This is a genomic window from Candidatus Thiothrix phosphatis, from assembly GCF_035668035.1.
GTDB lineage: Bacteria > Pseudomonadota > Gammaproteobacteria > Thiotrichales > Thiotrichaceae > Thiothrix > Thiothrix phosphatis.
This window is the reverse complement of the sequence record NZ_JAYMYJ010000042.1, coordinates 42,148-62,426: the sequence shown is the minus strand read 5'-3', so window position 1 is coordinate 62,426 and position 20,279 is coordinate 42,148. Positions and strand designations below refer to the sequence as shown.

Genomic DNA, 20,279 nt, shown 5'->3' with positions numbered 1-20,279 from the left:
AGCTTAACATAACAAAGCGTTATGTTTAAATCAGGATAAATGTGTTTTACTTATCTTAGCATTCCCTTATAATCTCAGCGTCCGTAAGGTTTTTGTAGTAATTTTTTACTCGCATTTGAGGAGAGAGACATGGCGCTTGACCAATCCAGCCGTTATTCAGACCTGAGCCTAAAAGAAGCCGATCTGATGGCAGGGGGCAAACATATCCTGGTTGCTTATAAGATGAAGCCTAAAGCAGGCCACGGTTATCTGGAAGCCGCCGCCCACTTTGCAGCGGAATCATCCACCGGCACCAACGTTGAAGTTTCCACCACTGACGATTTCACCAAGGGTGTTGACGCGCTGGTTTACTACATCGACGAAGCCACTGAAGACATGCGCATCGCCTACCCGATTGAGTTGTTTGACCGCAACATCACGGATGGCCGCATGATGATCGTGTCTTTCCTGACGCTGGTTATCGGCAACAACCAGGGTATGGGTGACATCGAACACGGCCAGATGATCGACTTCTATATGCCTGAACGTGCCATCCAGTTGTTCGACGGCCCTGCCAAGGACATTTCCGATATGTGGCGTATCCTGGGGCGCCCGATCAAGGATGGGGGTTACATTGCAGGCACCATTATCAAGCCCAAACTGGGTCTTCGCCCTGAGCCGTTTGCCAACGCGGCCTACCAGTTTTGGCTGGGCGGTGACTTTATCAAGAACGATGAACCGCAAGGCAACCAGGTATTCTGCCCAGCCAAGAAAGTTTACCCACTCGTCTATGACGCGATGAAACGTGCTCAGGACGAAACCGGCCAGGCCAAACTGTTCTCTGCCAATATCACCGCTGATGACCATTATGAAATGTGCGCCCGTGCCGATTTCATCCTCGAAACATTCGGCCCGGATGCTGACAAGGTTGCGTTCCTGGTTGACGGCTTTGTCGGTGGCCCTGGCATGATCACCACGGCACGTCGCCAGTATCCAAACCAGTACCTGCACTACCATCGTGCTGGCCATGGCATGATCACTTCGCCTTCTTCCAAACGTGGTTATACAGCGTTTGTTCTGGCGAAAATCTCCCGTTTGCAAGGCGCTTCCGGTATCCATGTCGGCACCATGGGCTACGGCAAAATGGAAGGCGACAACAGCGACAAGATTATTGCCTACATGATTGAGCGTGACGAGTGCCAGGGGCCGGTCTATTTCCAGAAATGGTATGGCATGAAACCCACCACGCCCATTATCTCCGGTGGCATGAATGCTTTGCGGCTGCCAGGCTTCTTTGAAAATCTGGGCCACGGTAACGTCATTAACACTTCTGGCGGTGGTTCTTACGGTCATATTGACAGCCCGGCGGCTGGTGCCATTTCCCTGCGTCAATCTTATGAGTGCTGGAAATCCGGTGCTGACCCGATCGAATTTGCCAAAGAGCACAAAGAGTTTGCCCGTGCATTCGAATCCTTCCCTGGTGACGCCGACAAAATCTTCCCAGGCTGGCGCGAAAAGCTGGGCGTTCACAAGTAAGCCGCAAGTACCATAGTTAGATTGCACCCCTACACCTTGCCCCTTCTTCACCTGAGGGAGGGGAACAAAAGAGGGAACGGGGAAACATGCAGGGCGGGTGGAGCACAGGCGATACCCGCCATTTTCAATCTCTCAGGAATCCTGCCATGACCGATACCAGCCAATACCTCATCCAACAAGAACCTTTCTATCAGGCCACCGGGCGCGAAGTGGAGCTATACCAGGCTGCTTACCGCTCACGTTTGCCGGTGATGGTGAAAGGCCCGACCGGTTGCGGCAAATCACGTTTCATCGAGCACATGGCCTGGAAACTCGGCAAACCGTTGATTACAGTGGCCTGCAACGAAGACATGACCGCATCCGATCTGGTTGGTCGCTATCTGTTGGAAGCTAATGGCACTCGCTGGCTGGATGGCCCGTTGACTACCGCAGCCCGTATCGGCGCGATCTGTTACCTCGATGAAATTGTCGAAGCACGCCAGGACACCACCGTGGTGATCCACCCGCTGACCGACCACCGCCGCACCCTGCCGCTGGACAAAAAGGGCGAACTGGTGTCGGCACACCCCGATTTCCAATTGGTGATCTCTTATAACCCTGGTTACCAAAGCTTGATGAAAGACCTCAAGCAATCCACCAAACAACGTTTCGTGGCTTTCGATTTCGACTACCCAACGGCTGATGCTGAAGCCAGTATCCTGCAAGCTGAGACCGGCATCACCGCCGATGTGGCTGGCAAGCTGGTCAAAATTGCCCACACCGCGCGTAACCTGAAAGGCCATGGTTTGGACGAAGGTATTTCCACCCGCCTGCTGGTATATGCAGCCAATCTGATCAAGGATGGCATCGCAGCAGGTGACGCTTGCCGCATGGCCTTAGTCAGCCCGATTACCGACGACAGCGACATTCGCAGCACCCTGAACCATAGTATCGACGCCATTTTTGGGTAAACCGCTATGGATGAAGTCACTGCCCGTTATCGCGCCAAATTAAGTTGCAACTTCAAACAACTGGATGAAGCGTTCGTCGCCTGTATACAGGATGCCCTCGCCCTGTTGAGTGAGGAAGGCATTGACGACTACCTGGATGGTGCCTCGCTGGTATGCAAGATCGGGCGTGGTTTCGACCCGGTGCTGACCTATCTGGAGGAAATGCCCGCCATTGCCTACAAGCTGGGCGAAGGCATGTTCAAGCGTATCAGCCAGACGGTGTGGAAAATGTCGCGCACGCCTAATGGGCGCTCCATCCCGGTTTTTTTACAAGTATTGCCAGAAGTTTGTCACCGACTCGAAAGTGAAGAGTTAGTCGAGCATTACATCGAGCTGATTTTCGACATGATGGAACGCACCACTGGTTCCATCCATGGTTTCCATTCCACCATCCCCAGCCCTGGCCTACCCAAACTGCTGGAGCAGATGCCTTACCTGATCAATCAACTGGCTCTGGGTGGCCTGAAAAACTGGATCGAATACGGCATCCGCAATTACGGCAAGCATCCGGAGCGGCAGGAAGAGTACTTCAGCCTGCAATCTGCCGACAGCAAGGCAATGTTGCAGCACGAACGTCACGGCACCCTGTTTACCCACCACGAGCGCAAGTTGAACCTGTACCTGCAAGCCTGCTGGGAAGAAAGCGAGCATCTGGTGCCGTATTCCATCGATTTCCGCGACCTGCGTGCGCAACAGCCGTATTTTGATGAATACGGCATGCGTATCCCGGATGTGTTCGATGATGCCAATGGCATCAGCGGGCTTGACCGTTACCGGGCTGTACTGGCGCACATGGCGGCGCATCGGCGCTGGTCGGGCAAAGTGATCGTGGATAATTTCAGCCCACAGCAGCGTATCGCCATCGAACGGTTTGAGGACAGCCGCGTCGAGTGGCTGGCGATGCAGGAATACCCTGGTTTGCGGCGTATTTTCATGGCCTTGCATCCGGTTCCTGAGGAAGGTGAATGCAATGTGCAAACGGAATCCTGCCTGCGTCATCGTCTGGCGATGTTGTCCTATGCCATCCTCAATCCGCAGCATGGTTATCAGCATCCGCAGGTGAATGAATTTGCCCAACGTTTCCATGCCAGGATGCTGGAGGGCAATGCAACGACAGCGGATATGGTGCAACTGGCGATTTCCTTTGTGGCCAAAACGCGTTTGCAATCCGACCAGTTGCCACGGGTGTATTTCAACAATACCGCGATTCCTTACCGCGATGACAACCGGCATTTATGGCAGTTCATCGAGGAAAGTGACGACGAAGAATTCTTCGATGAACAGCGCCAATCTTCAGAAAGTCAGGAGGTCGAGGGGTTACCACCGCGCCATTACCCGGAATGGGATTACAACACCCAGACTTACCGCCCCGACTGGGCGAGTGTGTACGAAAGCCTGCACCCCTCCGGTGATGCCGGGCAAATTGACCAGCTGTTGCAGAAACATGCTGTGCTGGCAAAAAAGCTCAAGCAAATTGTTGATTTGCTCAAACCACAAAATTACACGCGCATCCGCTATCAGGAAGAGGGTAGTGAACTCGATCTGGATGTGGCGATCCGTTCCCTGATTGATTTCAAGGGTGGGGCAAATCCTGACCCGCGCATCAATATGAGCCACAAGCATGACGGGCGTAATATCGCGGTGATGTTGCTGCTGGATTTGTCGGCTTCCATCAGCGAAGTGCCGGAAGGTTGCAGCCAGAGCATCCTCGAACTCAGTCAGGAGGCGGTGTCGTTGCTATCTTGGGCAATTGAAGCGCTGGGCGACCCGTTTGCGATTGCAGGCTTTGCATCCAATACCCGTCACGAAGTGCGTTACCAGCATATCAAAGGCTTCAAGGAACACTGGGGAGATGCAGTCAAGGCGCGTTTGGCGGCAATGGACGCGGGCTATTCCACCCGTATGGGTGCGGCAGTGCGCCATGCTGCCCACTATCTGGAAAACCAGCAGGCTGACAAAAAACTGCTGTTGGTCCTCACCGATGGTGAGCCGTCCGACATCGATGTGGATGATCCCCAATGGCTGACACAGGATACCCGGCAGGCAGTGAAGGAGCTTGACCAGAAAGGCATTTACACTTACTGCATCAGCCTTGATCCACGGGCTGACGAATACGTGCGGGATATTTTCGGCAAACGCTATACCGTGATCGATAATGTACAGCGTTTGCCGGAAAAACTGCCGCAGGTGTTTATGGCATTGACAAGGTGACCCGCTCCAATGCCAAGGCAATCGCTTATCAGTTTGCCTGCAACCGCACCAGTTCAGGAGCCGTCGCAAACTGGGGTATGGCCTCAGCGGCAAGGCGGGCAGCTTCAATTGCAGCCTTGGCCTCATCCGCCTTTCTGTCAACCAGCCAATCGGTCACGCCTGCGCCAAGCCACATGCAGAACAGCGCAACCCACGCCGTAATGACCAATATGGATCCGCCGGTCACGCCTGCGCCGACCGCACAACCGCCCGCCAGCATCCCGCCAAACCCCATGAAAGCCGCGCCAATGAAAAAGCGGGTAAAGCCGCTGTCTTCGGTAAAACGTTGCCATTTGAACTCACGGGTAACCAATGCCGCCAGCAGGGAGCCAAGGAAAACCCCCGGCACCAGACCAACATCAAAATTCAATGGCAACTTTGGTTGATTGATCAATCCCATCAGGGTATCCGCAGAAGGGCCCGTGAAACTGACGCTTTTAACCGGCACAATATCGAAAGAATTGGCCGCGTGCCAACTGGTCAGCAACCAACCTAACGCAACCGTCAAACCAGTAATGATGGCGGCAACACCCCACCATTTGCTGAGTTCATGGCGTCTGGCGAACCACAACGCAAACACCAGAATCGCAACGCCCAATATCAGGCCACCATGCTGCGGCAGCCATGGAGCAAAGCTGCGGGAATTGGCATCGACCAACCACCAGGAAGAAATTTCTTCCCGTAGTGGCGACAATCCGCCCCGCAATGAAGCCTGGGCAACGACGGTGACGACCAGCCCAGCCACCATCGTGCGCATATTGCCGGTAGCAGACAACACCAGCAAACGGCTGGCGCAGCCACCGGCCAACACCATGCCGGAACCAAACAACAAACCACCGATAATGGCACCGGACATGGAGCCAACATTATTCAACTGTCGGATTTTTCCGGTATCAATCGCACCGATTTCAATGAAATATTGAGCGCCGATCATGGCCGCCCCAAAAGCCAGCAGCCAAATAGCGAACTTCTTGCCTGCCTGCCCACGCCAGAACTCTACACAGGCCGCCCGCAAACAAAAACGGCTTTGCTGGGCAAAAACACCAAAAGAAAGCCCCACCGCCAGACCGATCATGGCGGCAATCGCCTCGGTGCTGAACCCTTCAAATAAGGCGTCGAAACTCATAGCACTCTCCCTTCCCTGCGATCAAGGCGCAAAGAAGACTCTTAAAAAGTAAAGGAGAGCATTATATTAAGTATATAAGCAGATACTAATGATGTATATCAAGACGCAATCACTTTACCCAGCCAACCAACGGATTCCGAAATATACGCAGGCATAAATCAGTCCGAATAAAGCCAGACCCCGCCATGCGGGACTGAACGCCAGCCCAACAGGCTGCGGTCGCCCTACTGGCCAATCCGCCCTGCCCACAACCATCGCCTTGATCAAATTGGTCTGCTTGAATAAGCGGTAAAAGACCACAGCCAAGATATGCACAGCCGCCAGCAACAAAATGACATTAAATACCAGATGGTGAAGATTGTTCAGAATATCCGCCAGTTTCCCGCTCACCAAGCCGCGTAGTGGGCCATCGGTCGCAATATCGTCCGTCGCAAACAGCCCGCTCGTAGCTTGCAGCAACACCACCGCCAACAACGCCAGCACCATCCATCCTCCCAGAGGATTATGCCCAGCATGGAATGCAGCGCCCTGCTGAACTTTCATTTCCCGCCAGTGCTGTAAAACTTTGCCAGGTGAGGCCACAAATTGCGAAAACCGGGAAGTGTCACTGCCCATGAAACCCCATACGAACCGAAACAGCATCAGCGCCAGCAGGAATACGCCTATCCGTTCGTGCCACTCGATCCAGTTGCCGCCCAGCTCGGCGGATAACCACGCAACGCCAATGCCTAAAACCAGCAGCCAGTGGAACAGGCGGGTTGGCAAATCCCAAATCCGGACAGGTGTCGTCTGCATCATTTCAGACCCAACACATCCTGCATATCGAACAGGCCGGATGGCTTGTCCTGCAACCAAGCCGCCGCACGTACTGCACCCTTGGCAAAGGTCATGCGGCTGGAAGCCTTATGAGTGATTTCCACCCGCTCGCCGACATCGGCAAACATCACGGTATGTTCGCCCACAATGTCACCTGCCCGGATGGTTTCAAAACCGATGGTCTTGCGGTCACGCTCGCCCGTCACACCTTCACGGCCATAAACCGCACAGTCTTTCAGGTCGCGCCCCAATGCGCTGGCAACCACTTCCCCCATGCGCAAGGCAGTGCCGGAAGGCGCATCCACTTTGTGGCGGTGGTGGGCTTCGATGATTTCGATGTCGACCGAATCACCCAACACCCGCGCTGCCATATCCAACAGCTTCAGGCATAAGTTGACGCCAATGCTCATGTTGGGGGCGAACACCACCGGAACCTGCTCCGCCGCCTTGGCGATCGCCGCCTTGCCTGCTTCGTCAAAACCCGTGGTGCCAATGACGGCTTTCTTACCGTTGGCCACGCACCATGCCAAGTGCTCCAGGCAGGGTTCCGGACGGGTGAAATCAATCAGCACGTCAAAATCATTCCCCGCCGCCTCCAGCGATGGCGCAATCAGGACGCCATTGCCGCCGACGCCCGCCACGGCACCCGCGTCCGCCCCGACCAGGGGATTGGAGGGATGTTCCGTCGCCACAGTAAGCTCCAGACCTTCAGTGTGGGCGCAGGCTTCAATCAGCGCCTTGCCCATGCGCCCACTGGCGCCGACAACAGCAATCCTGGTCATTATTTCTCCCCTTCAAACAGGTCTTTGACAAAATCCTTGGCCTTGTCCAACCAGCCATGTTCCTGTGGGCTATGCTTTTTGCCCCCGGCATGCATCGAGACGTCCAGCTCCTCCAGCAATTCACGCTGCCGTTTGGTCAGGTTGACCGGGGTCTCCACTTCCACCTTGCAAATCAGGTCGCCGACCGTTGCGCTGCGCACCGATTTCACGCCCTTGCTGCGCAGACGGAATTGCTTGCCGGTCTGGGTCTCCGCCGGAATCTTGAGGCTGATCTTGTTGCCATCCAGGGTCGGGACTTCCAGCTCCCCGCCCAGCGCGGCGGTGGTGAAACGGATCGGCACTTCGCAATACAGGTTGTCGCCGTCACGTTGGAACAATGCATGCGCCTTGACAAAAACCTGCACGTACAGGTCACCCGCTGGCCCACCATTGACGCCAGCTTCTCCCTCGCCCGCCAACCGCACACGGTCGCCGTTGTCGACGCCCGCCGGAATCCGCACAGACAAGGTTTTCTGTTTTTCCTTGCGGCCTTGCCCATGGCAATCCGGACATGGGTCTGAAATGATCTTGCCCGTGCCATGGCAATGCGGACAGGTTTGCTGGATGGCGAAAAAACCCTGCTGGATGCGCACCTGACCATTGCCATGGCAGGTCGGGCAGGTTTGCGGATGCGTGCCGGGTTTCGCCCCACTGCCGTTGCAAGTGTCGCAGGTCTGCATGGAAGGGACACGGATATCAGTCGTCGTGCCGAACACCGCCTCTTCCAGCGTCAGTTCAAGATTGTATTGCAGGTCGCTGCCGCGATAAGCGCGGTTGGCCCCACCACTGCCCCTGCCGCCACGGGCACCGCCAAAAATGTCACCGAAAATATCTTCAAAAATGTCGCCGAAACCGCCCTGCGCCCCACCGCCCCGACTGAAGCCGCCGGTGGAAGGGTCAACGCCAGCATGGCCGAACTGGTCATACGCAGCACGCTTTTGCGGGTCGTTGAGGATTTCGTAAGCTTCCTTGGCCTCCTTGAACTTGGCCTCGGCTTCCGCATTGTCGGGGTTGCGGTCAGGGTGGTATTTCATCGCCAACCGGCGGAAGGATTTTTTCAGGTCAGCTTCACTGGCGTTCTTCTGCACGCCCAGGATTTCGTAATAATCCCGCTTGGACATAGGTTCGGTTCCTGTTCAGACGAAATCAGGCACAGCAGGAAAATCCCACTGCGCCTGTACGGGTAAAAGGCTGTTAGCTTACTTCTTACCGTCGACTTCTTCAAATTCAGCGTCAACTATATCGTCATCACCGGACTTGCCGCCAGCCTGCTGCTGTGCCCCTGCACCAGCGGCCGCCCCTGCGCCGCCTTCGGCCTGGCCACCCGCCATTGCTTGCATCAGCTTGCCGGAAGCTTCCATCAGGGCTTCGGACTTGCGCTGGATGACATCCTTGTTGTCGCCTTTCACCGCGTCACGCAGTTCGCTGATCAGGGACTCCAGGTTGGCGCGGTCGGCTCCCGGTGCCTTGTCGCCGTATTCTTTCAGCGACTTTTCGGTTGCATGGATCATGGCGTCGGCCTGATTGCGGACATCAACCAGTTCACGCTGCCGTTTGTCTTCCTCGGCGTGCGCTTCCGCGTCCTTGACCATCTGCTCGACTTCCGCATCAGACAAGCCGGAAGAAGCCTTGATGACGATGTTCTGCTGCTTGCCAGTCGCCTTGTCTTTCGCAGTCACATTCAGGATACCGTTGGCATCGATGTCGAAGATGACTTCGATCTGCGGCATGCCGCGCGGCGCAGGTGGAATGTCTTGCAGGTCAAAACGGCCCAGTGACTTGTTGTCACGCGCCATTTCGCGTTCACCTTGCAGGACATGCACGGTAACCGCCGTCTGGTTGTCATCCGCCGTTGAGAACACCTGGGATGCTTTGGTGGGGATGGTGGTGTTCTTCTGGATCAGTTTGGTGGAAACACCGCCCAAGGTTTCGATCCCCAGTGACAGCGGGGTAACGTCCAGCAGCAGGATGTCTTTCACGCCACCGCTCAATACGCCGCCCTGGATGGCTGCGCCGACCGCCACCGCTTCATCAGGGTTGACGTCTTTGCGCGGCTCCTTGCCAAAGAAGTTTTTCACCGCTTCCTGAACTTTCGGCATGCGGGTCTGGCCACCAACTAAAATCACATCGTTGATCTGGGAAGCAGACAGCCCGGCGTCTTTCAGCGCAATCTTGCAAGGCTCGATGGTGCGGCTGATCAGGTCATCCACCAGCGCTTCCAGCTTGGCGCGGGTCACCTTGATGTTCAAGTGTTTCGGGCCAGTCGCGTCAGCCGTGATGTAGGGCAGGTTGACGTCCGTCTGTTGGCTGGAAGACAGCTCAATCTTGGCTTTTTCCGCCGCGTCCTTGAGGCGCTGCATCGCCAGTGGATCGCCTTTCAGGTCAATGCCGCTGGTCTTGCGGAACTCATCGGCCAGATAGTCGATCATGCGCATATCGAAGTCTTCACCACCCAGGAAGGTGTCGCCGTTGGTGGAAAGCACTTCAAACTGCATTTCACCGTCAACGTCAGCGATCTCAATGATGGAGATGTCGAAGGTGCCGCCGCCCAAGTCGTAGACCGCGATTTTGCTGTCGCCTTTGGACTTGTCCATCCCATAAGCCAGCGCCGCAGCAGTCGGCTCATTGATGATGCGTTTGACTTCCAGACCAGCGATTTTGCCTGCGTCCTTGGTTGCCTGACGTTGGGAGTCATTGAAATAGGCCGGAACGGTGATGACCGCTTCCGTGACCGTCTCGCCCAGATAATCTTCGGCGGTTTTCTTCATTTTCATCAGGACACGGGCGGAAATTTCCGGCGGGGCCATTTTCTTGCCGCGCACGTCCACCCATGCATCACCATTGTCGGCCTTGACGATTTTGTAAGGCACCAGTTTGATGTCTTTCTGTACGGCATCTTCCTGGAAGCGGCGACCAATCAGGCGCTTGATGGCGTACAGGGTATTTTCCGGGTTGGTGACGGCCTGGCGTTTGGCGGTCTGGCCAACCAGCACTTCTTCATCGGTGAAGGCAATGATGGAAGGCGTGGTGCGGTCGCCTTCAGAGTTTTCAATGACCCGTGGCTTGTCGCCGTCCATGATGGCGACGCAGGAGTTGGTGGTGCCAAGGTCAATGCCGATAATTTTTCCCATGATGTGTTTCTCCAGAATTCTTGGTGTAAGCGCAATTCAATTGGCTTGTTAATGTGGGGTTATTCGCCCGTTTTCAAGAGCCCGTGCAACAGATTCTTCATTTTTTGCTGATCATGACCATGGCCGGACGCACCACCCGGCCATTCAACAGATAGCCTTTCTGCATGACCATGGAAACGGTGTTGTTGTCAAACTCGGGATGCGGCTGCATCGACATGGCTTGATGGTGCTCAGGATTGAAGGCATCGCCCGGTTTGCCGACCACTTCGATGTTGAATTTTTCCATGACGGATTCGAATTGCTTCAGGGTCAGCTTTATCCCTTCGCGGATTTGGTCAATGTCGCCTTCCGCCTGCACGCCCATTTCAAGGCTGTCGACAACAGGGATCAGGGCTTCGACAAATTTCTGCACCGCATATTTGTGCGCATCTTCCACCTGCTTATCGGTGCGGCGACGCTGGTTGGCGATTTCCGCCTGTGTACGCAGAAACTGGTCGTAATTGTTGGCGGCTTCAGCCTTGGCCTTTTCCAGTTCAGATTGCAACTGTTCGATATTCAACGGCTCAACATCAACCACTTCCGCTGCTTCGGCAACCGCCTCTTCCGCACCGTTGGCAGCCACGTCCTGCAAGTTCATCTCTTTGGGATCATTCATTGTTCTACTCCACAGCGATAAAAGTCATTTCGCCATGGAAAGTAGGGTTGGATTGCAGGATTTCAAGAGAACAGCAGACAAATTTGTTGCATGGGTGGAAAGGAAAGCGGGTGGATATTACCCGCCTTCCCCTTAGCAAGAGAGATTATTCCAGTTCGATGACCAGATCGCCTTGCTCGACCAATTCACCTTCGTGCAGGTGAATTTTCTTGACCTTGCCAGCACCCGGCGCTGTGATGGTGGTCTCCATCTTCATCGCCTCAATCACGAACAACGGCGTATTCTGCTCAACCTCATCCCCTGCCCTGACCAGGATGGTGGAGAGCTTGCCCTGCAACGAGGTGCCAACTTCATTGGCCTCCACCGCCTTGCGGTTGGTGGCTTTGGTCGGCTTCACGGACAGGTCACGAACCTGAACGGCACGAATCTGCCCATTGAAGTTGAAGGTGACGGAGCACATGCCGTTTTCATCGGTCGGGGAACGGTAGAGCATGCGGATAATCAGCATCTTGCCTTTGCCCAATGCCACATCCACTTCCTCATTCAGCTTGACGCCGTAGAAGAACAGCGGGGTTGGCAGATGGCTGACATCGCCGTATTCCTGCTGATGCTTGTAGAACTCGCGGAACACTGCCGGGTACATCTTGAACGACAGGAAATCGAGGAAAGTCTGCTCAGGATCAAACTCCTGTTTGAAAGCTTCAAACTCGGCATCCAGGTCGACTGGCTTGAGGTGATCATTCGGGCGGCCAGTGTATGGCTTTTCACCCTTGAGGATAATGTCGCTCAATTTCTTCGGGAAACCGCCGGGCACTTGCCCCAAGCCACCCTTGAACAAGTCGATGACGGAATCCGGGAACGCCAAGGCAGCGCCACGCTCCATCACATCCTGCTCGGTCAGGCCGTTGGAGGTCATGTAAATCGCCATGTCGCCCACCACTTTGGAGGATGGGGTGACCTTGACGATGTCGCCGAACATGCGGTTGACGACAGCGTAGTTTTCCTTCACTTCCTCGAACTTATGCTCCAGGCCCAACGCAATGGCCTGCGGGCGCAGGTTGGAATACTGGCCGCCTGGAATTTCGTGGTTGTAGACTTCCGCCGTGCCCGCTTTCAAGCCGGACTCAAACGGGTAGTACATTTCGCGCACGTCTTCCCAATAGTTGGCGTAATCGTTGAGGGAGCGCAGGTTGAACGGCTGTTCACGCGGCTGGCCTTCCATGGCGGCAATCAGCGAGTTCAGGTTGACCTGTGAGGTCAGGCCGGACATGGAGCTCATACAGCCGTCGACCACATCCACACCAGATTCAATCGCTTTCAGCAAAGTGGCGGACTGGATGGAGGCGGTGTCATGGGTATGCAGATGGATCGGGATGCTGACCGCTTCCTTCAGGGCCGGAATCAATTCTGCCGCCGCATATGGCTTCAGCAGGCCAGCCATATCCTTGACCGCCAGCATGTGGGAACCGGCGTCTTCCAGTTGTTTGGCCAGATCCAGGTAGTATTGCAGGTTGAACTTGTTGGATGGGTCTTTGTTCAGCACATTGCCAGTGTAGCAAATGGTGCCCTCGGCAATCCCACCGGTACGCTCACGCACACACTGGATAGACTTGCGCATCCCTTCGATCCAGTTGAGGGAATCAAAGATGCGGAAGACATCGATGCCATTTTCCCAGGATTTTTCGATGAAGGCCTCCACCACGTTATCCGGATAGGCGGTATAGCCCACCGCGTTGGAGCCACGGAACAACATCTGGAACAGGATATTGGGGATAGCTTCACGCAGTTGCTTGAGGCGGTCCCACGGGCATTCATGCAGGAAGCGCATGGCCACGTCGAAAGTCGCGCCGCCCCACAACTCCAGCGAGAACATCTGCGAATGGTTTTTGGCGAAACCTTCCGCGACTTTCAGCATGTCCTCAGTACGCACCCGAGTGGCCAGCAGCGACTGGTGGGCGTCGCGCATGGTGGTGTCGGTGTACATGATATGCGGCTGATCCTTGACCCATTGGCAGAATTTTTCCGCACCCAATTCATCCAGCAGGTTCTTGGTGCCCTTGGGGTATGCGCCAACTTTGTTGAACTCGGGGACGATCGGCTTGCGGAAATGCTTGTGCGGATCGATATATTTCACATCCGGGTTGCCGTTGACGACCACGTTGCCGATGAACTTCAGCGTTTTGGTGCCGCGGTCGAAGCGTTGCGGTGTATGGAACAGCTCCGAGTGGTTGTCAATGAAGGTGACGGTGCACTTGCCGCCCGTGAACACTGGATGTTGCAGCACATTTTCCAGGAAGCCGATATTGGTTTTCACCCCACGGATACGGAATTCCTGCAACGCGCGCAGGTTGCGGTTGGCCGCACCTTCCAGCGAACGTCCCCAGGTGGTGACCTTGACCAGCATGGAGTCGAAAAATGGCGAAACCTTGGCGCCGGGGTAGGCCGCGCCCGCATCCAGGCGCACGCCAAAGCCACCACTGCTGCGGTAGGCGATGATGGTGCCGTAGTCAGGCTTGAAGCCGTTTTCCGGGTCTTCCGTGGTGATGCGGCACTGTACGGCGTAACCGTTGCACTCAACCGCCGCCTGTGAAGGGATGCCGATTTCCGGGTCATCCAACCTTGCCCCGCCCGCAATAAGGATCTGGCTGCGCACGATGTCGATGCCGGTCACTTCTTCGGTGATGGTGTGCTCCACCTGGACACGCGGGTTGACCTCGATGAAATAGATTTTTTCATCCTTGTCGACCAGGAACTCAACCGTGCCTGCGCAGGAATAATTGACGTGGCGGGTGATGGCCAGCGCGTATTTGTACAGGTTTTCGCGGGTTTCATCTTTCAAACCGGTGCTGGGGGCGACTTCCACCACTTTCTGGAAACGGCGTTGCACTGAACAGTCGCGCTCATACAGGTGGACGATGTTGCCATGGGTGTCGCCGAGAATCTGTACTTCGAGATGCTTGGGCGAATCGATGTATTTTTCCAGGAAAACGGTATTGTCGCCGAACGCCTTCAAGGCTTCATTGCGGGCATCGTTGTACGCCTGCTCCAGTTGCGCCGGTTCGCGCAGCACACGCATGCCGCGCCCGCCGCCGCCTGCCGCCGCTTTCAGCATCAATGGGTAACCGATGCGGTCAGCTTCCCGGCGGGCAATTTCCAGGGTGGCCAGTGGCTCCTTGCTGTCTTCAATGACGGGCAAACCGGCGGTGATGGCGTTTTCCTTGGCCGCCACCTTGTCGCCAAGCCTTTCCATCGCTTCCGGGGTCGGGCCGACGAAAATGATGCCTTCCTCACGGCAACGGCGGGCGAACGTGACGTTTTCGGACAGGAAGCCGTAGCCGGGGTGGATGGCGTCAACATGGTTGCGCTTGGCCACCTGGATAATGGCTTCGATATCGAGGTAGGGCTTGAGCGGCTCATCATCCTTACCGATCTGGTAAGCCTCATCAGCCTTGTAGCGGTGTGGCGAGAAGCGATCCTCATAGGTGTAGATGGAAACCGTACACAGCTTGAGTTCGGACGCTGCCCGCAGGATACGGACTGCAATTTCGCCACGGTTGGCGACCAGAAGTTTCTTGATTTGCCGGGTCATTGCACTACCTTCGTGATGGTTGGATCGGGTTGCTGCGACTGTGGACGGTGCACGGATGTTTACCGCGCTTTTGCTGTTTCTGATAGTTTGCGTGAGTGGCGGGCTGCTGTAAAGCTGCGCGGCGCCTTCATACCGCTACTGGCGCTTTTATGTGCGGATGATGCTGATAATCCGCAAGTTCAAAATCTTCGTAAGTAAAATCAAACAGATTGGTGATTGCTGGGTTCAACTTCATCTGTGGCAGCGGATAGGGTTCACGGCTGAGTTGCAACGCCACCTGCTCCAGATGGTTGGAATACAGGTGCGCATCCCCCAGCGTATGGATGAATTCGCCCGGCTGTAATCCAGTCACTTGCGCCATCATCAGGGTCAACAGCGCATAGGAGGCGATATTGAACGGCACACCGAGGAAAATATCAGCGCTACGCTGGTATAACTGGCAGGACAGCCTACCTTCCGCCACATAAAACTGGAACAACGCATGGCAGGGCGGCAAGGCCATGTTGTCCACATCCGCCACGTTCCAGGCGCTGACAATGATGCGGCGCGAATCCGGGTTGTGTTGCAACTGTTTGAGCACCTGGGAGATCTGGTCGATATGCCGCCCATCCGGTGTTGGCCAGTTACGCCACTGGTAACCATAAACCGGGCCAAGATCGCCATTCCCATCCGCCCACTCATCCCAAATGCTGACACCATGTTCCTTCAGGTAGCGGATATTGGTGTCGCCTTGCAGGAACCACAGCAATTCATGGATGATGGAGCGCAAGTGCAGCTTCTTGGTGGTGACGAGCGGAAAACCTTCACTCAGGTCGAAGCGCATCTGATGGCCAAAGACAGATACCGTCCCAGTGCCAGTACGGTCATTTTTTCTCACGCCATAATCGCGTACATGGCGCATCAGGTCGAGGTACTGTTTCACCGTTTGGCCGCCTTAGACTTGTATGCCCACCACATGAACAACAGGCCCAACAGCACCATCGGCAAACTTAACAATTGCCCCTGCGTAACCCAGTTCCAGGCGACGTAGCCAAGCTGCTTGTCTGGTTCGCGTACAAACTCCACCACAATGCGGGCTATCCCATACCCCACCAGAAACAGCCCGGAAATGGCACCGACAGGCGGCGAACGCTTCCGGAACCAGTTCAACACCAAAAACAACACCAAGCCTTCCAAAAATGCCTGATAGAGTTGGGAAGGGTGGCGCGGCAGGTTATCGACCGCCGGAAACACCATGCCCCATGGAACATCTGTAGGCCGCCCCCACAACTCGCCATTGATGAAATTCCCGATCCGCCCAGCACCCAAGCCAATGGGAACCAATGGCGCGACAAAATCGCTGACCTGAAAGAAACTCAGTTTCCAGCGACGCGCCAGCGGGAACATCGCCAGAATGACGCCCAACAGGCCGCCATGGAAGCTCATCCCGCCATCCCATACATAGAAAATGGAAACGGGATCAGACAGAAAACCTTTCAGGTTGTAAAACAGCATGTAGCCGACACGTCCGCCCGCCACTACGCCAATCGCGCCCCAGAACATCATGTCATCCACCCGGTCTGGGGTCATGACGCTGTTGGGTTCTTTTGAACGCATCTTGCCGATAATCAGAAAACCGAGGAAGCCGACCACATACATCAACCCATACCAGTGGATTTTCAGCGGGCCAATGGAAAGCGCAATCGGGTCAAACTGAGGATGTACCAACATGGCTTAAGTGCTCGTTTGCGGGAAAAACAGGTTTCTCAGTTCCGCGCCTGGATCCTGCGCCCGCATGAAGGCTTCCCCGACCAGAAAGGCGTGCACACCGTGGGTGCGCATCAATTGAATATCAGCTTGGGAATGGATGCCGCTTTCCGTGACCAGCAAGGCATCGGACGGAATCCGGGGCAGCAGGTCGAGAGTAGTTTGCAAACTGGTGGTGAAAGTACGAAGGTTGCGGTTGTTGACGCCGATCAATGGGGCATTGAGACGCACGGTACGTTCGAGTTCATCCTGATCATGCACCTCTATCAGAACATCCATCTCCAATTCGGCAGCAAGCTGGTACAGTTCCATCATTTGTGCGTCAGTCAATGCCGCCACGATCAGCAGGATACAGTCTGCGCCAATCGCACGCGCTTCGTAAACTTGATACGGATCAACGATGAAATCTTTACGGATAACCGGCAGGTTGCAGGCAGCCCGTGCTGCTTGCAGATAGGTTTCATGCCCCTGAAAGTATTGTGCATCAGTCAGCACCGATAGGCAGGCGGCCCCACCCTGCTCATAACTTTGCGCAATCGCCACTGGATCAAAATCCGCCCGGATTACGCCTTTGCTGGGAGAAGCTTTCTTGATTTCGGCAATGATTGCCGGATCGCCCGCCATCAGCCGTCTGCGCATGGATTGCAGGAAACCACGCACCGGCGAAGCTGCCGCCGCTTCCTCCTTCAGCTGTGACAGTGGATGGCTCATAGACCGAAAGGCGATTTCCTCCTGCTTGGTGCGCAGGATTTTTTGCAGGATGTCAGAAGTGCTCATCAGGCTTTGAAACTGTTAGTCAGGTCAATCAGTTGTTGCAGGCGTCCAGCAGCAGCGCCGGAATCAACCGCCTGCTGTGCTTTGGCGACGCCTTCCGCATGGTTAGCGGACAAACCGGCAACGTAAATGGCGGCGCCTGCGTTCAGGCACACAATGTCGCGCGCGACGCCAGCTTCACCCGCCAATACTTGCCGGATCAAGCTCAGGCTGGCGTCCGGCGCATCCACCCGGATGCTGTCGAGGCTGGCGATGCCCAAGCCAAAATCTTCTGGGCGGATGTCATATTCACTCACCACCCCATCTTTCAGTTCAGCCACATGGGTTGGGCTGGCGATGCTGATTTCATCCAAGCCGTCTTCAGCATGCACCACCATGACATGGCGGCTGCCCAACGTTTGCAGCACTTCCACCATCGGGCGCACCCATTGCTTGCCAAACACCCCCAGCACCTGGTTGGGCGCATTGGCGGGGTTGGACATGGGGCCCAGCAGGTTGAAAATGGTGCGCACCCCCAGCTCCTTACGCGGCGCGCTGGCATGACCCATAGCGGCGTGGTGACGTTGGGCGAACAGGAAACCGACACCCAATTCATCGATGCATTCGGCGACCTGTTCAGGCAGCAGGTTGAGGTTTACGCCAGCGGCTTCCAGCACATCGGCGCTGCCGGACTTGCTGGAAATGGAGCGGTTGCCATGCTTGGCGACCCGCGCCCCCGCAGCAGCCGCCACAAACGCGCTGGCAGTGGAGATATTGAAGGTGCCGGAAGCATCGCCGCCTGTCCCGCAGGTATCAACCAAATGCTCAGGGGCAACTTTTACTTTGGTGGAAAGCTCACGCATGACGCTGGCGGCGGCGCTGATTTCGGTGACGGTTTCACCCCGCATCCGCAAGCCAATCAGGAAACCGCCAATCTGGGCAGGAGTCGCCTGCCCGGTCATAATGGCGCGCATGGCATCGGTCATTTCTTCAGCAGAAAGTGAACCGTTTTCAGTAATCTTACGTATAACAGTTTGCAATTCCATGAATTCTGCTTGGGTCTTGCTAATATTTCAGGGTATGGATGCTACCATGAATTTGTGTTTTTGTGTTCACTACTAAAACGAGGTGTCTTATGGAAAAGAATGTTGGCAGTATGGACAGGAACATTCGCCTGGGCGCGGGCGCTGTTTTGCTGCTGCTGAGCCTGCTCGGCGTCATTCATCCACGTTGGCTGTTCCTGATCATCGGCGTGGTGCTGTTGGCGACGGGCTTCCTGAATTTTTGCCCAGCTTACAAACTGATTGGCACAAACACCAATAAGTGACTGTTTGATCGCTCCAGTTGGCTGCTGTCAAGAGATCAGTGGCCAACCGGGTCTCCAACACCTTCCTTCCCCGGCTTGATGCACACTCCTCACGGAAAATGGATCAGGGTTGGATGGGTTCCATACGCATCCGCCCCGCATCGCTTTCCACCGCCACAATGACGCCGCGCAACGAGTTGGGCAGCGCTTCGGTAATGCGCAAATCCACGAACTTGCCGATCAGGCGCGGATGGCCGTCGAAATTCACCACCCGGTTGTTTTCGGTGCGTCCCGCCAGTTGCGCCGGGTCTTTTTTGGAAGGGCACTCCACCAACACACGCTGCACGCTTCCCACCATCGCCTGGCTGATGGCGTTGGCCTGTTCGAGGATACGGGCTTGCAGGCGTTGCAGGCGGGCTTTCTTGGTCTCCACCGGCGTATCGTCCGGCAGGCTGGCGGCAGGCGTGCCGGGGCGGGCGCTGTAGATGAAGCTGAAACTATGGTCAAAACCGATGTCGCCAATCAGTTTCATGGTGTCAGCGAAATCCTGCTCAGTTTCACCGGGGAAGCCCACGATGAAATCAGACGACAAGCTGATATTGGGGCGAATTTTGCGCAGCTTGCGGATTTTGGCCTTGTACTCCAACGCCATGTGATTGCGTTTCATCGCTGCCAGAATCCGGTCGGAACCGCTTTGCACCGGCAGATGCAGGTGGTTGACCAGTTCCGGCACATCGGCGTAGACCTGAATCAGGCTATCGCTGAACTCATTCGGATGCGAAGTGGTGTAACGGATGCGGCCGATACCGTCCACCGCCGCCACGTAAGTGATCAGCGTGGCGAGGTCGGCGATGGAGCCGTCATGCATCCTGCCCCGGTAAGCGTTGACATTCTGCCCCAGCAGATTGACTTCACGCACGCCCTGCGCCGCCAGTTGCGCGACTTCGGCGACCACATCGTCGAACGGGCGGGAAATCTCCTCGCCACGGGTGTAGGGCACCACGCAGAACGTACAGTATTTGCTGCACCCTTCCATGACGGAAACGAAAGCGGTCGGGCCTTCGGCGCGCGGTTCCGGCAGGTTGTCAAACTTTTCAATTTCCGGGAAGGAAATATCCACCACTGGCGTATGCGCAGTCCGCACCTGGCGGATCATGTCGGGCAGGCGATGCAAGGTCTGCGGGCCGAACACCACATCCACCACCGGGGCGCGTTCACGCAAGGCCGCGCCTTCCTGGCTGGCCACGCAGCCGCCAACGCCAATGACGATATTGGGTTTGCGCTGTTTGATTTCTTTCCAGCGCCCCAGTTGGGAAAACACCTTTTCCTGTGCTTTTTCACGGATCGAGCAGGTGTTCAGCAGCAACACGTCGGCCTGTTCCGGATCATCGGTCAGCTCCAACCCTTGGGCGTGATGCAGTACATCCAGCATCTTGGCTGAGTCGTATTCGTTCATCTGGCAGCCGTGGGTTTCGATAAAAATTTTGCCTGTCATCGTATCCGTCATTCCGTCGTATGCACGTCATCAAACCGGCTATTATCCCCGCTCTCCCACGCGCAGACAACCTAGCGGATGGCGAGG

At 55.7% G+C, this 20,279-nt stretch carries 16 protein-coding genes; 4 read left to right on the top strand and 12 right to left on the bottom strand.

All coding sequences use genetic code 11. The features are described 5' to 3' along the window. Positions 1-129 precede the first annotated feature (129 nt). The 3 genes from VSS37_RS04960 to VSS37_RS04950 all read left to right on the top strand — a co-directional run bounded on the left by VSS37_RS04960 (position 130) and on the right by VSS37_RS04950 (position 4,715). The gene (locus tag VSS37_RS04960; protein WP_324693604.1) at positions 130-1,515 is read left to right on the top strand and encodes a ribulose-bisphosphate carboxylase; all 1,386 of its coding nucleotides are present in this window, start codon (positions 130-132) and stop codon (positions 1,513-1,515) included. Between the two features lie 146 nt (positions 1,516-1,661). Continuing rightward, on the top strand, positions 1,662-2,465 hold the full coding sequence (locus VSS37_RS04955) for a CbbQ/NirQ/NorQ/GpvN family protein (RefSeq protein ID WP_324693603.1): 804 nt from the start codon (positions 1,662-1,664) through the stop codon (positions 2,463-2,465). A gap of 6 nt (positions 2,466-2,471) precedes the next feature. Next, positions 2,472-4,715 (top strand): nitric oxide reductase activation protein NorD, encoded by a 2,244-nt coding sequence (locus tag VSS37_RS04950; RefSeq protein ID WP_324693602.1) that lies wholly within the window; start codon positions 2,472-2,474, stop codon positions 4,713-4,715. 28 nt (positions 4,716-4,743) lie between these two features. Here VSS37_RS04950 and VSS37_RS04945 read toward each other — a convergent pair whose 3' ends face one another. The 11 genes from VSS37_RS04945 to trpD form a co-directional block, all read right to left on the bottom strand. Next, a complete protein-coding gene (locus VSS37_RS04945) occupies positions 4,744-5,880 on the bottom strand; it encodes a YeeE/YedE family protein (RefSeq protein ID WP_324693601.1) in 1,137 nt (378 codons plus the stop codon). A 114-nt stretch (positions 5,881-5,994) separates the two neighbouring features. Beyond that, a complete protein-coding gene (locus tag VSS37_RS04940) occupies positions 5,995-6,678 on the bottom strand; it encodes a cytochrome b/b6 domain-containing protein (protein WP_324693600.1) in 684 nt (227 codons plus the stop codon). After that, positions 6,675-7,478 (bottom strand): 4-hydroxy-tetrahydrodipicolinate reductase, encoded by an 804-nt coding sequence (gene dapB, locus VSS37_RS04935; RefSeq protein ID WP_324693599.1) that lies wholly within the window; start codon positions 7,476-7,478, stop codon positions 6,675-6,677. Before dapB ends, VSS37_RS04940 begins: the two co-directional genes overlap by 4 nt. Further along, positions 7,478-8,638 carry a molecular chaperone DnaJ gene (gene dnaJ / locus VSS37_RS04930; RefSeq protein WP_324693598.1) on the bottom strand — a complete coding sequence of 387 codons (1,161 nt, stop codon included), beginning with the start codon at positions 8,636-8,638 and terminating at the stop codon, positions 7,478-7,480. Before dnaJ ends, dapB begins: the two co-directional genes overlap by 1 nt. Before the next feature lie 78 nt (positions 8,639-8,716). Further along, a complete protein-coding gene (gene dnaK / locus VSS37_RS04925) occupies positions 8,717-10,648 on the bottom strand; it encodes a molecular chaperone DnaK (RefSeq protein WP_324693597.1) in 1,932 nt (643 codons plus the stop codon). Positions 10,649-10,745: 97 nt separating this feature from the next. Further along, entirely contained in the window at positions 10,746-11,303 is a 558-nt protein-coding gene (grpE, locus tag VSS37_RS04920) for a nucleotide exchange factor GrpE (RefSeq protein WP_324693596.1), read from the bottom strand. Positions 11,304-11,448: 145 nt separating this feature from the next. Continuing rightward, positions 11,449-14,892, bottom strand: a complete 3,444-nt coding sequence (locus VSS37_RS04915) for a pyruvate carboxylase (protein ID WP_324693595.1) — start codon at positions 14,890-14,892, stop codon at positions 11,449-11,451. Between the two features lie 127 nt (positions 14,893-15,019). Continuing rightward, positions 15,020-15,814, bottom strand: a complete 795-nt coding sequence (locus VSS37_RS04910) for a thymidylate synthase (protein ID WP_324693593.1) — start codon at positions 15,812-15,814, stop codon at positions 15,020-15,022. Next, positions 15,811-16,602 (bottom strand): prolipoprotein diacylglyceryl transferase, encoded by a 792-nt coding sequence (gene lgt, locus VSS37_RS04905; protein ID WP_324693592.1) that lies wholly within the window; start codon positions 16,600-16,602, stop codon positions 15,811-15,813. The genes VSS37_RS04910 and lgt overlap by 4 nt, the downstream gene beginning before the upstream one ends. A gap of 3 nt (positions 16,603-16,605) precedes the next feature. Beyond that, on the bottom strand, positions 16,606-17,415 hold the full coding sequence (trpC, locus tag VSS37_RS04900; protein ID WP_324693591.1) for an indole-3-glycerol phosphate synthase TrpC: 810 nt from the start codon (positions 17,413-17,415) through the stop codon (positions 16,606-16,608). Then, positions 17,415-18,437, bottom strand: coding sequence for an anthranilate phosphoribosyltransferase (gene trpD, locus VSS37_RS04895; RefSeq protein WP_324693588.1), 1,023 nt, complete (start codon positions 18,435-18,437; stop codon positions 17,415-17,417). The genes trpC and trpD overlap by 1 nt, the downstream gene beginning before the upstream one ends. Positions 18,438-18,526: 89 nt before the next feature. Here trpD and VSS37_RS04890 point away from each other — a divergent pair, with 89 nt between their 5' ends. Then, positions 18,527-18,718, top strand: coding sequence for a YgaP family membrane protein (locus VSS37_RS04890; RefSeq protein WP_324693586.1), 192 nt, complete (start codon positions 18,527-18,529; stop codon positions 18,716-18,718). Positions 18,719-18,821: 103 nt separating this feature from the next. Here the strand turns inward: VSS37_RS04890 and miaB are convergent, their stop codons facing one another. After that, positions 18,822-20,192 carry a tRNA (N6-isopentenyl adenosine(37)-C2)-methylthiotransferase MiaB gene (gene miaB, locus VSS37_RS04885; RefSeq protein ID WP_324693585.1) on the bottom strand — a complete coding sequence of 457 codons (1,371 nt, stop codon included), beginning with the start codon at positions 20,190-20,192 and terminating at the stop codon, positions 18,822-18,824. Positions 20,193-20,279: the final 87 nt, after the last annotated feature.

Coding starts and splice junctions, on each gene's coding strand:
- trpC (WP_324693591.1), bottom strand. CDS start 17,415: ATGAGCACTTCTGACATCCTGCAAAAAATCCTGCGCACCAAGCAGGAG.
- VSS37_RS04960 (WP_324693604.1), top strand. CDS start 130: ATGGCGCTTGACCAATCCAGCCGTTATTCAGACCTGAGCCTAAAAGAA.
- lgt (WP_324693592.1), bottom strand. CDS start 16,602: ATGTTGGTACATCCTCAGTTTGACCCGATTGCGCTTTCCATTGGCCCG.
- dnaK (WP_324693597.1), bottom strand. CDS start 10,648: ATGGGAAAAATTATCGGCATTGACCTTGGCACCACCAACTCCTGCGTC.
- VSS37_RS04950 (WP_324693602.1), top strand. CDS start 2,472: ATGGATGAAGTCACTGCCCGTTATCGCGCCAAATTAAGTTGCAACTTC.
- dnaJ (WP_324693598.1), bottom strand. CDS start 8,638: ATGTCCAAGCGGGATTATTACGAAATCCTGGGCGTGCAGAAGAACGCC.
- VSS37_RS04955 (WP_324693603.1), top strand. CDS start 1,662: ATGACCGATACCAGCCAATACCTCATCCAACAAGAACCTTTCTATCAG.
- VSS37_RS04915 (WP_324693595.1), bottom strand. CDS start 14,892: ATGACCCGGCAAATCAAGAAACTTCTGGTCGCCAACCGTGGCGAAATT.
- grpE (WP_324693596.1), bottom strand. CDS start 11,303: ATGAATGATCCCAAAGAGATGAACTTGCAGGACGTGGCTGCCAACGGT.
- trpD (WP_324693588.1), bottom strand. CDS start 18,437: ATGGAATTGCAAACTGTTATACGTAAGATTACTGAAAACGGTTCACTT.
- dapB (WP_324693599.1), bottom strand. CDS start 7,478: ATGACCAGGATTGCTGTTGTCGGCGCCAGTGGGCGCATGGGCAAGGCG.
- miaB (WP_324693585.1), bottom strand. CDS start 20,192: ATGACAGGCAAAATTTTTATCGAAACCCACGGCTGCCAGATGAACGAA.
- VSS37_RS04940 (WP_324693600.1), bottom strand. CDS start 6,678: ATGATGCAGACGACACCTGTCCGGATTTGGGATTTGCCAACCCGCCTG.
- VSS37_RS04890 (WP_324693586.1), top strand. CDS start 18,527: ATGGAAAAGAATGTTGGCAGTATGGACAGGAACATTCGCCTGGGCGCG.
- VSS37_RS04945 (WP_324693601.1), bottom strand. CDS start 5,880: ATGAGTTTCGACGCCTTATTTGAAGGGTTCAGCACCGAGGCGATTGCC.